This window comes from Streptomyces sp. NPDC057099 (genome assembly GCF_042671245.1).
Lineage (GTDB): Bacteria > Actinomycetota > Actinomycetes > Streptomycetales > Streptomycetaceae > Streptomyces > Streptomyces purpurascens.
Genome location: NZ_JBHUTX010000005.1, coordinates 197,655 through 211,006, shown reverse-complemented (window position 1 = coordinate 211,006; position 13,352 = coordinate 197,655). Strand labels below are relative to the sequence as shown.

Annotated in this window: 12 protein-coding genes and 1 riboswitch; of the genes, 6 read left to right on the top strand and 6 right to left on the bottom strand. The window is 72.0% G+C overall.

Going from position 1 to position 13,352, the window contains the following annotated elements; genetic code table 11:
• Positions 1 to 36: 36 nt before the first annotated feature.
• Positions 37 to 984 carry a M28 family metallopeptidase gene (locus tag ACFT4A_RS09505; RefSeq protein ID WP_382827480.1) on the top strand — a complete coding sequence of 316 codons (948 nt, stop codon included), beginning with the start codon at positions 37 to 39 and terminating at the stop codon, positions 982 to 984.
• A gap of 21 nt (positions 985 to 1,005) precedes the next feature.
• Here the strand turns inward: ACFT4A_RS09505 and ACFT4A_RS09500 are convergent, their stop codons facing one another.
• A complete protein-coding gene (locus ACFT4A_RS09500) occupies positions 1,006 to 2,673 on the bottom strand; it encodes a tetratricopeptide repeat protein (RefSeq protein ID WP_382827478.1) in 1,668 nt (555 codons plus the stop codon).
• Between the two features lie 161 nt (positions 2,674 to 2,834).
• On the opposite strand from ACFT4A_RS09500, the gene ACFT4A_RS09495 reads away from it, so the two are divergent.
• From ACFT4A_RS09495 to ACFT4A_RS09485, 3 genes are all read left to right on the top strand, one after another.
• On the top strand, positions 2,835 to 3,338 hold the full coding sequence (locus ACFT4A_RS09495; RefSeq protein WP_382827477.1) for a DUF6668 family protein: 504 nt from the start codon (positions 2,835 to 2,837) through the stop codon (positions 3,336 to 3,338).
• Between the two features lie 62 nt (positions 3,339 to 3,400).
• Positions 3,401 to 4,690 (top strand): amidase family protein, encoded by a 1,290-nt coding sequence (locus tag ACFT4A_RS09490; protein WP_382827476.1) that lies wholly within the window; start codon positions 3,401 to 3,403, stop codon positions 4,688 to 4,690.
• A gap of 100 nt (positions 4,691 to 4,790) precedes the next feature.
• The gene (locus tag ACFT4A_RS09485) at positions 4,791 to 5,372 is read left to right on the top strand and encodes a flavodoxin family protein (protein ID WP_382827475.1); all 582 of its coding nucleotides are present in this window, start codon (positions 4,791 to 4,793) and stop codon (positions 5,370 to 5,372) included.
• Positions 5,373 to 5,391: 19 nt separating this feature from the next.
• On the opposite strand, the gene ACFT4A_RS09480 is transcribed toward ACFT4A_RS09485, so the two are convergent.
• From ACFT4A_RS09480 to ACFT4A_RS09465, 4 genes are all read right to left on the bottom strand, one after another.
• Positions 5,392 to 6,273, bottom strand: coding sequence for an ABC transporter permease (locus ACFT4A_RS09480; protein WP_382827473.1), 882 nt, complete (start codon positions 6,271 to 6,273; stop codon positions 5,392 to 5,394).
• Positions 6,260 to 7,255 carry an ATP-binding cassette domain-containing protein gene (locus ACFT4A_RS09475; protein WP_382827471.1) on the bottom strand — a complete coding sequence of 332 codons (996 nt, stop codon included), beginning with the start codon at positions 7,253 to 7,255 and terminating at the stop codon, positions 6,260 to 6,262. Before ACFT4A_RS09475 ends, ACFT4A_RS09480 begins: the two co-directional genes overlap by 14 nt.
• Before the next feature lie 41 nt (positions 7,256 to 7,296).
• Positions 7,297 to 8,571, bottom strand: coding sequence for an outer membrane lipoprotein carrier protein LolA (locus tag ACFT4A_RS09470; protein ID WP_382827470.1), 1,275 nt, complete (start codon positions 8,569 to 8,571; stop codon positions 7,297 to 7,299).
• A gap of 241 nt (positions 8,572 to 8,812) precedes the next feature.
• On the bottom strand, positions 8,813 to 9,823 hold the full coding sequence (locus tag ACFT4A_RS09465; protein WP_382827468.1) for a polyprenyl synthetase family protein: 1,011 nt from the start codon (positions 9,821 to 9,823) through the stop codon (positions 8,813 to 8,815).
• A gap of 501 nt (positions 9,824 to 10,324) precedes the next feature.
• Positions 10,325 to 10,501: riboswitch (cyclic di-AMP (ydaO/yuaA leader) on the top strand.
• A 5-nt stretch (positions 10,502 to 10,506) separates the two neighbouring features.
• Here ACFT4A_RS09465 and ACFT4A_RS09460 point away from each other — a divergent pair.
• On the top strand, positions 10,507 to 11,271 hold the full coding sequence (locus ACFT4A_RS09460) for a transglycosylase SLT domain-containing protein (protein WP_382827467.1): 765 nt from the start codon (positions 10,507 to 10,509) through the stop codon (positions 11,269 to 11,271).
• Here the strand turns inward: ACFT4A_RS09460 and ACFT4A_RS09455 are convergent.
• Complete coding sequence (locus ACFT4A_RS09455; protein WP_382827465.1) at positions 11,235 to 12,083, bottom strand: HAD family hydrolase; 849 nt, start codon at positions 12,081 to 12,083, stop codon at positions 11,235 to 11,237. The two genes, ACFT4A_RS09460 and ACFT4A_RS09455, sit on opposite strands and share 37 nt — an antisense overlap.
• A gap of 186 nt (positions 12,084 to 12,269) precedes the next feature.
• Here ACFT4A_RS09455 and ACFT4A_RS09450 point away from each other — a divergent pair, with 186 nt between their 5' ends.
• Positions 12,270 to 13,340, top strand: coding sequence for a GNAT family N-acetyltransferase (locus ACFT4A_RS09450; RefSeq protein ID WP_382827714.1), 1,071 nt, complete (start codon positions 12,270 to 12,272; stop codon positions 13,338 to 13,340).
• Positions 13,341 to 13,352 lie beyond the last annotated feature (12 nt).

The window sequence follows — 13,352 nt, the reverse complement described above, 5'->3', positions numbered from 1 at the left end:
CCCCACGGGCTGCCCGAAGGAACTCGGAGTCCCCACATGAAGCTCTCCGTTTCCGCGCGTGCCGTGGCAGCAGGCGGCATAGCGAGTGTCATGCTCCTGACCAGTGGTGCCGTGGCCGATGCCGCGTCCGCTCCCCCGAGACCGGCGGCGGCGCCCGACCTTCCCCTGGCGGGCGTCAAGGCCCATCTGACCCAGCTGCAGTCCATAGCCACCGCCAACGGCGGCAACCGCGCGCACGGCCGGACCGGCTACAAGGCCTCGATCGACTACGTGAAGGCCAAGCTGGACGCCGCCGGATTCACCACCACGCTCCAGCAGTTCACCGCCTCGGGACGCACCGGCTACAACCTGATCGCCGACTGGCCCGGCGGTGACGCGAACCAGGTCGTGATGGCCGGCTCGCACCTCGACAGCGTCTCCTCCGGGGCCGGCATCAACGACAACGGGTCCGGCTCGGCCGCCGTCCTGGAGACCGCCCTCGCGGTGTCCCGGGCGCAGTACAAGCCCACCAAGCATCTGCGGTTCGCCTGGTGGGGCGCGGAGGAACTCGGCCTGGTCGGCTCCCGCTACTACGTCAACCGGCTGACGACCGGAGACCGTTCGCGGATCAGCGCCTACCTCAACTTCGACATGATCGGCTCCCCGAACCCCGGCTACTTCGTCTACGACGACGACCCGGCGGTCGAGAAGACCTTCAAGGACTACTTCACCGGCCTCGGCGTCCCGACCGAGATCGAGACCGAGGGCGACGGCCGCTCCGACCACGCGCCCTTCAAGAGCGCGGGCGTGCCGGTGGGCGGCCTGTTCACCGGGGCCAGCCGTGCGAAGACGGCGGCGCAGGCGGCCAAGTGGGGCGGTACGGCCGGGCAGGCCTTCGACCGGTGCTACCACTCCTCCTGCGACACCACCGCCAACATCAACGACACGGCCCTCGACCGCAACAGCGACGCGGTCGCGTACGCGGTGTGGGAGCTGTCGGAGTAGGTCCTGTCGTTTAGGTCAGGGTCACCCCTCCTGGTTGCGGGCGCGTTCCGTGAGTCGGCCCATGCGGGCCCGGGCCGACTCCAGTTGCTCGATCTCGTCGGCGGCCGGGCCGTCCTCGGCGGCGAGCTCGGTCCACAGGCCGATCAGGTCGCGCCCCAGTTCCAGGCCCACCGCCGGGTCGCGCACGGCCCGCCAGGCGGTGGACGCGCTCTGCACGTTGCCGTAGGCGGCCTCCGCGTCGCCCGTACGGCGGCGGGCACCGGCCAGGTCGAGCGACAGCCGGAAGGCACGGAGCGGGTCGCCCGCCAAATAGGCGATGTACGCGCTGAGTTCACCCAGCCGGAGCACCTCGGGGTGCTCCGGCCCCAGCGCCGCCGACGCCTGCGCGACGGTCTGCTCCGCGAGCCCGGCCGCCTCCTCGATCCTGCCCTCCTTCACGGCCTCGTTGATCCGGGTGATCGGCTCCGCGACGAGGGCGGGGGCTGCCGAGTCGCCCGAGGTGTTAGAGGTTTCGTCCCCGAACATGGCCTCCGCGACGGCGTCGAAACCACGGGCGGGCGTGGGCTTGGCGTCGAGGTCGGCCAGCATCTCCGCTTCGAGCACCGGGTCGGGCTTCCTGGTGCGCCGGGGCTCGACGACGGGACCCGCTTCGGGGAGGGGGAGCGGCCTCACGTCCATGGGCGGAGGCGGGCCGAACTCACCGGTCGGGGGCACGACGGTGCCGGGCGGTGTGACCGGGCCGGGGGGTGTGTCTTCGGGTGCGGGCGGCTCCTGTACGGCGCGCAGGCGGAACGTCGGGGCCGCGCCGAGGTCGTCCGACTCCGGGACGGGGCGCAGGACGTGTGTGGCGCTGTCGCTCCGCGGGAACTCCTGCTCCGCCGCGGGTGGCATAGGTCCGGGCGTGCCGGGTGCGGGCGGTTCCGCGACGGCGTCGACCTGGGGCGGCTCGGCATCCGCGGCGGCCGGGGGCCATTCCGTCGCCGGGCCGGTCAGGGGCGGTTCCGTAGCCGCGCCCACCGGGGGCGGCTCAGCGGCGGCGCCGGCCTGGGGCCATTCCGTCGCCGGACCGGCGGTCGGAGGGTGCGTGGGTGTGCCGGCCAAGGGCGCTTCCACGGCCGGGCCGACCGAGGGCGGCTCCGTAGCCGCGCCCACCGGGGGCTGCTCAGCGGCGGCGGCCGGGGGCCACTCCGTCGCCGGGGCGGCGGTCGGTGGTGTGGGTGTGCCGGCCTCGGGCCACTTCACCGCTGCGCCGGCCGTCGTCGGTTCCGGGGCCGGGCGGGTGGTCGGGCCGGTCGTCGGGGAGTGCGGCGGGCGTCCGGTGACGGACTCCTCCGGCGGTGTCGTACGGACCGGCTCGGCCGTGAAGTGGCTGGAGCCGTCCGGTTCGACCCGGAGGGGGACGACGTAGCCGATGCGCTCGTCGTGGATCGTGGCGAGGACGGCATGGCCGGTGGCGAGGGCGATGTGGTGGAGGCGGTTCAGGACGGCCTTCTGGATCTCCTCGCCGGGGGCCGCGAAGACCGGGACGCCGCCGACGGACGCGCCGTCGGACACCCCCGGCGCTCCGACACCGGCTCCGGCACCGTGTCCTGTTGCCCCGGGGACATGGACGTCGATCGGCGCCGCCGGAGTCGCCGCGTGTGCGGCCTGCTTCTGTTCCCGCTTCTTCTCGCGGCTGAGTCGCGACATCGTCCCCTCACTCGGCGTCGTACACCTACTTGTCGAGTGTGTCCGCTCGCTCCCGTTTCTCACGTCACCGCGGTGTCACAGGCTCGTCCCAAGGACTGTAGGCCCCGGCGCGCGTTGTTCCGGTCGGCATGAAGATCGGGAGTACGAGGGAGGAGAGGTGCATGCAGACAGGCATGCGACAGGGCCCGGAGATCTGGATCCGCGGCCCGGTGACCACCCCGGAGCCGGGACCGCCGGAGCCGGCCCACGCCCATGCCGGGGCCCGGCGGTTCTCCTGGGTCGGCACGCACGGCGGCGCGGGCGTCTCCACGCTCGCCGCGGTCTACGGCGGTCATGACGGCGGCCGCGCCTGGCCCGGGCCGGGCGATCCGCCGTCGGTGCTGCTGGTCGCCCGGACGCACGCGGCCGGGCTGGACACGGTCGCCGGTGCGGTGGAGATCTTCCGGCGCGGCCAGGCTCCGCCGGGGCTCGACCTCGAAGGCGTCGTCCTCGTGGCGGACGCCCCGGGCCGGCTGCCCCGCCCGCTCGCCCAGCGGGTCAAGGCCCTGGAGGCGGTCATCGACGTGTACCGCGTGCCGTGGATGCCGTCCTGGCGGCTCGGTGAACTGGGCCACCCGCCGCGCGAGACGGCGCCCCTGGCCAGACTGACGGGAGCGGCACGCTGACGGCCGCGCCCCTGTCGGCGGGGGAGATCGCGGCGGGCGTTCGGGCCCGGGAGCTGCGCGCGGTGGACGTGGTCGCGGCGGCACTGGAACGGATCGATCGGGCCGATCCGGAGCTGTGCGCGTTCGTCGAGGTGTGGCACGAGGAGGCGCTGCGGCGGGCGGGCGAGGTGGACGCGCTGCTCGACGGGTGCGCCGGGGGTGTCCCCCGCACGAGTGGAGCCGACGGTTCCGAGCACCCCCGGCGCACGAGCGGAGCCCTCGACAGGTCGGGGGATCTCCCTCGCAGGAGCGCAGCCAGCAGGCCCCGGGGTGTCCCTCGCACGAGTGATGCCGACAGATCCGGGGATGCCCCTCGCACGAGTGGTGCCGAAGGGCCAGGGGGTGTCGCCGACGGGTTCATGGAGGCCGGGCCCCTGCCACTCGCCGGTGTGCCCATCGCCGTGAAGGGCCGACACGGGATGCGGGCCGCGGGGCCGCTGGTCGCAGCCGGAGGGGTGGTCGTAGGGGCGACCTCCGCGCCCGGGCCGGGGACGCCCTGGCAGACCTGGGGGCTCGGTGCGCGCGGGCGGACCGTCAATCCGTGGCGGGCCGACCGTACGCCGGGCGGTTCCTCGGCCGGGTCGGCGGTGGCGGTGGCGGCCGGGCTGGTGCCGCTGGCGACGGGCAGTGACGGGGCCGGGTCGGTGCGGATCCCGGCGGCGTGGTGCGGGGTCGTCGGGCTGAAGGCCACGGCCGGGCGGCTGCCCTCCGCCGACCGTACGGGGCTTGCCGTCCCCGGTGTGCTCGCCCGCTCGGCGTCGGACGCGGCGGGCTGGTGGCAGGTGGTGACGGGCGAGCCGGAGCCCGTCGCCCCGCCCCTGCCCGTCACCGCCGTCTGGTCGCCCGACCTCGGTTTCGCCGGGCCCGATCCGGAGCCGGTCGCCCTCGCCCGGGCCGCGGTGGAACGGCTCGTGGCGGCGGGCGTCGTACGGCTCGTACGACCGCGGGTGCCGCTGCGGCTCACGGACCCCGGGCCCGCGTGGCTCGCCCTGCGCGCACCCGGCGCCGACCTGGCAGGGGCTCATCGCGACCGGGCGGAGAACGACCGGCGGCTGGCCGGGCTGTTCGAGGATGGCGAGCTGCTGCTGACACCCACGGCACCCACCGCCCCGCACGGCCACGAAGGGCCGGGGGACCGCTACTCCACCTCGCTCACCTGGGCGTTCAACCTCAGCGGGCATCCGGCGCTGAGCCTCCCGGCGGGCTTCGGCGAGGACGGCTGCCCGGCCGGGCTGCACCTGGTCGCGCCGCACGGGCGGGAGGCGCTGCTGCTGGCCGTGGCGCGAGAGGCGGAGGCACGTATCGAGAGCTGACGCGCAGGCCCGCGTGACGGGCACCCCTGGCGGATTTGAATGCGCACGCATATGATGCAAGCGCGTGTAATCGCCGTACGCCTTTCTTCTGGGGGACACCATGACCCGCCGCTTCCTCTTCGTCCTGGGCAGCGCCCGCGCCGAGGGCAACTCCGAGCTGCTGGCCCGTCGGGCCGCCGAGCAACTGCCCCCGGACGCCGAACAGCAGTGGCTCGACCTCTCCGAGCACCCCGTGCCCGACTTCGAGGACCTGCGGCACGACAGCGACCACGTCCGCCCCACCGAGGGCAACCACGCCCTGCTCCTCGACGCCACGCTCGCGGCGACGGACATCGTGATCGTCACGCCCCTGTACTGGTACTCGGTCTCCGCACAGACCAAGCGCTACCTGGACTACTGGTCGGGCTGGCTGCGCACGCCCGGCCTCGACTTCAAGGCGACCCTGGCCGGACGCACCCTGTGGGGCGTGACCGCCCTGGCGCACCGGGAGGAGGTGGTCGCCGACCCGCTGATCGGGACGCTGCACAACTCGGCCGCGTACATGGGGATGCGCTTCGGCGGAGTGCTGCTCGGCAACGGCAGCAAGCCCGGTGACGTGCTGAACGACACCGAGGCGCTGACCCGGGCGAAGACGTTCTTCTCCCAGGAGGCACCGCCCGCCCGGTTCCTGTACGAGGAGTGAGCCCAGACGGCGAAGAGCTCTAGGCCGTGATGTCCTTCGTCGTGAAGCGGGCCCAGGCCGCCGAGCCGAACACCGCCGCGTACAGGGCCTGGAGGCCGAGGTTCTTCGTCAGGTCGTCCCAGTAGACCGGCTCGCGCATGAGGTCGGCGAAGGACAGCCAGTAGTGCGAGAAGAAGTACGGCTGGAGGGCGTGCAGCTGCGGGATCTGGTCGAGGATCTGGACCGTGATCAGCAGGCCGACGGTGGTCGCCATCGCCGCGATGCCGCTGCCCGTGAGCGTCGAGACGAACAGGCCGAGCGCCGCGACGCCGATCAGTGACGCGGCGACGGCGACGGCGATCAGCAGGGCTCTGCCCAGGCCCTCGGCGAAGCTGATCCGCGTACCGGAGATGGTCGTCAGGTCGCCCAGGGGGAACAGCAGCGCGCCGACCGTCAGCGCCGAGACGGCGACCACCAGGGTGGCCACCAGGCAGAAGATGACGACGGTCGCGTACTTGGTGAGCAGCAGACGGCTGCGGCCGGCCGGGGCGACGAGCAGATAGCGCAGGGTGCCGGCGTTCGACTCGCCGGCGATCGCGTCGCCCGCGACGACCCCGATCGCCATCGGCAGGAAGAACGGGAGGGTGGCGGCCAGGGCGGTGAAGACGAGGAACAGGCCGTTGTTGGTGATCTGCGAGATGAAAGCCGGTCCTCCGCCCCCGCCACCGCCGGGCGACGAACCGTCACCCGTCTCGATTTTGACGGCGATGCCGACCAGGACGGGCACGCCCGCCAGGACGGCCAGCAGCGCGAGGGTGCGCCAGCGCCGGAAGGTCGTGGTGAGTTCGCTGCGCAGCAGCCCGAAGGTCCACAGCGGACTCACCGGGCGTACGGCGGCCTTCGCCGTGTCAGCCTGCGACATCGAACCCCTCCCCCGTCAGCGCCACGAACGCGTCCTCCAGCGAGGCCCGTTCGACGGTGAAGCCGCGTACGCGCACCCCGGCCGTCACCAGCGCGGCGTTCACGTCGGCGAGGTCGCGGTCCGGCGGTTCGCCGGTCACCCGGTCGTCGGTGACGACGAGGTCGCCGACGCCCTGCTCCTTCAGCACCCGGGCCGCCTCCGCCGGGTCCGGCGTGGTCACGACGAGCCGGCCGCGTGCCCCGGCGGACAGCTCCGCCACCGGGCCCTGAGTGATCAGTCGGCCCTGGGCCATCACGGCCGCGTGCGTGCAGACCTGCTCGATCTCGTCGAGCAGATGGGAGGAGAGGAAGACGGTCGTGCCGTCCGAGGCCAGCTCCCGGATCAGGGTGCGGATCTCGCGCATGCCCTGCGGGTCGAGGCCGTTGGTCGGCTCGTCGAGCACCAGCAGCCGGCGCGGCTGGAGCAGCGCGGCCGCGAGGCCCAGGCGCTGCTTCATGCCCAGCGAGTACGCCTTGGCCTTCTTGCTCCCCGCGGCGGTCAGGCCCACCCGGTCCAGGGCGGCGGCGACCCGGGCCCGCCGGGTGCGCGGATCGGCGGCCGGGTCGGCCGAGTCGTACCGGATGAGGTTGTCGCGGCCGGAGAGGAAGCCGTAGAGGGCCGGGCCCTCGATGAGGGCGCCGACGTGCGGCAGCACGGCGCGGGTGGCCCGGGGCATGGGCTGCCCGAGGACCCGCGCCGTGCCGGAGGTGGCCTCGATGAGGCCCATCAGCATGCGGATGGTGGTGGTCTTGCCGGAGCCGTTGGGGCCGAGGAAGCCGAAGACGCTGCCCGCCGGGACGGTCAGGTCGAGACCGTCGACGGCGAGCTGTCCGCCCCGGTAGCGCTTGGTGAGCGCGCGGGTGGAGATGACGGGGTCCGCGGGGTCTTCGGACTCACCCCGCGCCTCCCGCCGCTCCGATTCCGTGGCGGACGGTTCGCCCATCGGCTTCCTCGTTCTCTCGACGCCCCGTGGCGGTACGGGACTTACTTGCCGGCGTCGGCCGCCTTCACCAGCGCGTCCTTGGTGACCAGACCGACGTAGACCTTGCCGTCGTCCGTGATCAGGGCGTTGACCAGGCGGGTCGAGAAGACCGTGCCCGAGCCGAACTTGCCGGTGACCTTGTCGCCGAGCGAGTCCACGAAGCCGCCGAGGTCGCCGCCGGCCTTGCCGGAGGGCACGCCCTCGCCGCCGGTGTCGAAGGTGGCTATCGCGTTCCAGCCCTCGCCGATGGTCTTCATGCCGTCGAGGCCCTGGCCGAGGTCCTCATCGGACTTCGGGAGGGACTTCGGGGCGTGCCGAGGGGCCTCCCCCTTGTCGAAGTCCTTGCCGAAGTCCTTGCCGAAGCCCTTCTCGAGGCCCTTCTCGGAGCCCTTCTCGGGCGCCTCCTCCTCGGTGACCTTCGCCCCCTTCGGCGGGGTGAAGTCGAAGGTCGACGCGGCCGGCTTGGCGAAGTCGACCTGGGTGAAGCCCGCGTCGACGACGGCGGAGCCACCGCTCGCCGGGGTCAGCGTGAACTTCAGCGGGGTGCCCGTCTTCGCGTCCACGGCCACGGTGATCGCGCCGACCGTCGAGCCGGACTGCTTCGGCTTGATGAGCAGCTTGTAGGCGTCCCGGCCGGCGACCTGGGCGGTGCCGTCCACGGTCACGGAGGTCGTGTCGTCGGCCGCCTTGAGGGCCTCCTCGGCGAAGTCCTTCGGCGTGGCCGGCGGCTGCTGCCGGTGGTCCTTGCCGCTCTCGGAGGCCGTGCCGTGGTGGACCTCGTTCGACTTGCTGTCGTAGGCCCAGACGTCCTTGCCGTTGTGGACGATGCTGTACTCGGCGGCGTTCTCCAGCAGCGACAGCTTCTGCTTGTCCGGGCCGTCGGCCGCGACGCGCAGGGTGTGCGTGCCGGAGGCCAGTTCGGTGAGCTTGGCGGTCGGGTCGGCGGAGGAGCCGCCCTCGCCCCGGCCCGCGGCACCGGACATCAGGCTGCTCTCCAGCCCGCCGAGGTCCGGCAGCCCGAGGTCCGTGCTGATCTTCACGGTGCCGGACAGCTGCTGGACGTCCGACTTCGCGATCTTCTCGATGAGCTGCTGTGCGGTGATCTTCGGGAGGTCGGGGTCACCGGAGTCGGCGAGCGCGGGGACCAGCCCGATCGTCGCGGCCGCCACCCCCATCACCGTGACCGGTACGACGTACCGCGCGGCCTTGCGCCGTCCGGAACGCTGCTCGTCGACCTCCCCGGCGGTCGTGCTGTCGTCGGATGCGTACGGTGCCATGTGTGCCCTACCTCCGTGGTCGGCGGCGGCTGTCCGTGTCGTCCACGCACTCGTCCCTGAGCCGCCATTCTCACCCGAACAGGTGAGGAGTGGTGTTTTCCCTGGTGTCCATCTGACCAAATCGGCCAGGGAAATACGTCAGACCCCGGACTCAACTCCACGTACTGCTGGGGTATGACACGGAGGAGCGGCTCCTCCCCCGACCCGTAGGGGACGGGGGCCGGTTCGGGCGGCTTCGGGGCTAGCCCGCCCGGTGCACCACCGCGTCGCACAGCTCCACGAGTGCCGTCTTCGCGGCGCACTCGGGCAGGGGGGCCAGTGCCGAGCGGGCGTCCTGGGCGTAGCGGACGGTGTCCTTCCGGGCCTGCTCCAGCGCCGGGTGGGCGCGCAGCAGGCGCAGGGCCTCGGCGTGCCGTTCGTCGTCGGTGAGGTCGGAGTCCAGCAGCTCGCACAGGGCGATGTCGTCCGCGAGCCCGAGCCGGGCCGCCCGCTCGCGCAGCCGCAGCACCGGCATGGTGGGGATGCCCTCGCGCAGATCGGTGCCGGGCGTCTTGCCGGACTCGTGGGAGTCGGAGGCGATGTCCAGGACGTCGTCGGCGAGCTGGAAGGCGACGCCGAGCCGCTCGCCGTACTGGGTCAGCACGTCCACGGTCGTCTCGTCGGCGCCGGACATCATCGCGCCGAACCGGCACGACACCGCCACCAGCGAACCCGTCTTGCCGCCCAGCACGTCCAGGTAGTGCTCGACGGGGTCGCGGCCGTCCTGCGGTCCGGCCGTCTCCAGGATCTGCCCGGTCACCAGCCGTTCGAACGCCTCGGCCTGCACCCGCACCGCCTCCGGGCCGAGGTCGGCCAGGGTGTGCGAGGCACGGGCGAAGAGGAAGTCGCCGGTGAGGACCGCGACGGAGTTGCCCCAGCGAGTGTTCGCACTCGCCACCCCGCGGCGCACCGTCGCCTCGTCCATCACGTCGTCGTGGTACAGCGTGGCGAGGTGGGTCAGCTCCACGACGACGGCCGACGGCACGATCCCGGGCGCGTAGCGGTCACCGAACTGGGCGGAGAGCATCACGAGCAGCGGACGGAACCGCTTGCCGCCGGCCCGCACCAGATGCTGGGCGGCCTCCGTGATGAAGGGCACCTCGCTCTTGGTGGCCTCGAACAAGCCTTCCTCGACAGCCGCCAACCCGGCCTGGACATCGGCTTCCAGAGCCTGGTCCCGCACGCTCAGCCCGAACGGCCCGACGTCGGTCACGAGGGGTCTCCTGTCTGCTGTGTCTGCCGGTGATTACGCGGATTGTCGATAGGTCGCTGCCATCACTCGAGTCAGCGTATCCGGTCACGTTTCGATCACCGCCAGCGCCCATGGTTACAGGCCGGGTGGTATCTGATCACGACCGTTATGTTTTCGATCAGCTCATAAGAACAGACATTTATCGACTTACCGGGAGGTAGTGAGATATACACGATTTGCCATGATGATTGAGCAAATTCCCTTTGGCGGGAATTGCCCCACAGGCCCGTGATCAGTGAGTTGAATCACGTTAACCCCTGTGTCGCCGCACCCCGGCATCGACCCGTACCCCCTTCAGCCGAACGCCAGTTGAGCCTTGGCTCCCGCAAAGGATCAAGCGGGCCAAATGCCCCCGACCAAGGTCAACCGCGCGATATGTGACTCCGGTGCTTGTTCCCGACATGTGCTCTCGCATACGTTCCCGGCCTGTCCGGCGGACGCCGAATCCTGCCACCGCCCGGACCCCCACATGAACCGACTCACTCACGCAGGGCAGGAGCGGGGGACCCAGGTAAGTCGCCGGTCCGCACAGCGGCACGGCTCGGGGTGAAGCCGCGCACGGCAGTACACCGCCGTACGCGGCCGGGCACCTCCCGGCCCGAACCCGACAGCTCACCTCGCAGGCGCCGGAGAGGAATATCGCCATGGCCGGACGAGGCAAGCACCGTCGCCCCAGAACCAACCCGCTCACCCGAGGTGTCGCCATCGCCGGCACCGGCGCAGCGGCACTCACCCTCCCGCTCCTCGGAGCCACCTACGCCAGCGCCGCCGAGGCGCCGCAGAGCGCACCCGCCGTCGCACAGTCCGTGCCCCAGGCGGCCCAGCCCAAGTCGCTCACGTACACCGTGGCCAAGGGCGACAGCCTCTACCGCATCGCGGACAAGTACGACGTCGCGGGCGGCTGGAAGAAGCTCTACAAGGACAACCGCTCCGCCATCGGCGACAGCCCGAAGCTGATCCACCCGGGTCTGAAGCTGAAGGTGTCGACGACCAAGGCACCCGCCGCGAAGAAGGCGGCCAAGTCGTCCGCCCCCGCCAAGCCCGCCGGCGGCGTCGCCAAGGCCACCCAGGCCTCGGCGAAGACCTACGCCGACAACCTCGACGGATGGATCCGCGAGGCGCTGGACATCATGGGCCAGAAGGGCATTCCGGGGTCGTACGACGGCATCTACCGCAACGTCATGCGCGAGTCGTCCGGCAACCCCCAGGCGATCAACAACTGGGACTCCAACGCCGTCAAGGGCACCCCGTCCAAGGGCCTGCTCCAGACCATCGACCCGACCTTCCAGGCCTACCACGTGGACGGCACGTCGTGGGACCCGTACGACCCGGTCGCCAACATCACCGCGGCCTGCAACTACGCGGCCGACCGCTACGGCTCGATCGACAACGTCAACGGCCCGTACTGATCCGTCCCGCCCAGCAGTCGCTCGAGGACGACGGCGATGCCGTCGTCCTCGTTCGACAGGGTGATCTCGTCGGCCACGGCCTTGAGTTCGGGATGGGCGTTCGCCATCGCGACGCCGTGGGCGGCCCAGTCGAACATCGGGATGTCGTTGGGCATGTCACCGAAGGCGATGGTGTCCGCCGGCCGCAGCCCCAGATGCTCGGCGGCCAGCGCCAGGCCCGTCGCCTTGGTGACACCGCACGGCTGGAGCTCGACCGTGCCGGGCCCCGACATCGTCACCGTCGCCAATGAGCCGACCACCGAACGGGCCGTCGCCGCCAACTCGTCGTCCGTCAGGTAGGGATGGCGCAGCAGCACCTTGCTGATCGGCTCGCCCCACAGATCGTCGCGCCGCTCGACCCGGACGGCCGGCAGGGTCGGGTGCGGCATCAGATAGCCCGGCTCGATGAGCGTGAGCCCGTCGACCCCGTCCTGGTCGACCGCCGCGTACACCTGCCCCACCTCGGCCTCGATCTTGCCGAGCGCGGTCTCCGCCAGTTCCCGGTCCAGGGTGACGGACCACAGCAGCCGGTCCGCGCCCGCGTCGTACACCTGCGCGCCCTGCCCGCACACCGCGAGCCCCGTGCAGCGGAGGTCGTCGAGGAGCGGTCGCACACGCGGTGCCGGCCGGCCCGTCACCACGAGGTGCTGCGCACCGGTGTCCGCCACCCGCGCGAGCGCGGCGAGCGACCGGTCGGAGAGGGTGTCGTCGCCGCGCAGCAGCGTTCCGTCCAGGTCGGTGGCGATGAGTGAATATGCGATGGGTGCGGCCATGATCTGAGAATACGGACAGCGCGCCCCTTCGTTTCATCGCACCGTGGACACCGATTGCCCGGTTGAAGGCCTCTGTACCAGTTGGCAACAACATGGTCCGCTACCTACCGTCGGGGCCGTCTCGGGCGGTACCTTCCATGTGTCCAGGGGGGACTTGATCGGGGGGTCAGGTTGAGCAGTGGGCGCATTCGCGTGGCTGGGCCCGGGGAGCTCGGCGAAGGGGAGAAGGAGCGCTGGCGCGCACTGCGCGCTGCCTCCGAGGCACCGCGCAACCCCTTCATGGAACCGGAGTTCACCGAAGCCGTCGGCCTGGTGAGGCCGCAGGCCCGGATCGCGGTGGTGTACGAGGGGCCGGAGCCGGTCGGCTTCCTGCCCTATGAACGGGGCCCGTTGGGCCAGGGCCGGGCGATCGGGCTCGGGGTCTCGGACGCGCAGGGGGCGATCCTGCGGCCGGGCCTGGACCTGGACGCGGGCCGGCTCCTCAAGGCCTGCTCGGTGTCGAGCTTCGCCTTCGACAACCTGGAGGCCGAGCAGCGGCTGTTCGTCCGGTACGCGGCCGAGGAGCACGCCACCTACGTCGTCGACGTGGAGAAGGGCTACGAGACGTACGAGTCGGTGCTGCGCGCCCAGTCGCCGAAGTTCCTGAAGACCACCCTGGCCAAGGAGCGCAGGCTGGGACGGCAGGCCGGAGAGACGCGGTTCGTGTTCGACGAACGCGACCCGGCCGCGCTGCGCACCCTCATGGAGTGGAAGTCGGCGCAGTACCGCAGGACGGGCCGGCAGGACCGCTTCGCCCGCGAGTGGATCACCCGGCTCGTGGGACGGCTGGCCCAAACCCGGGCACCGGAGTGCGGCGGCACGCTGTCCGTGCTGTACGCCGGAGAGCGACCCGTCGCCGCCCACTTCGGACTGCGTTCGACGTCCGTCCTGGCCTGCTGGTTCCCGGCCTACGACCCGGAGTTCGCGAAGTACTCGCCGGGTCTGGTGCTGCACCTGCGGATGGCCGAGGCGGCGGCCGCCGAGGGCATCGGCATGCTCGACCTGGGGCGGGGCGCGGCGGAGTACAAGGACGCGCTGAAGACGGGCGAACTGCCCGTGTACGAGGGTGCGGTGACGCGGCCGGGGGCGGGCGCGGCGCTGCACTGGCTGAGCCGTGAGCCGGCGCGCCGCGCGCACAGTTTCGTCCGGGGCAGGCCGCGGCTCGCGGCGCTGGCCGCGCGGACCCTGAAGGGCGCGGCTCGGCTGCGCCGTGGCTGAGCACGAGTTCGT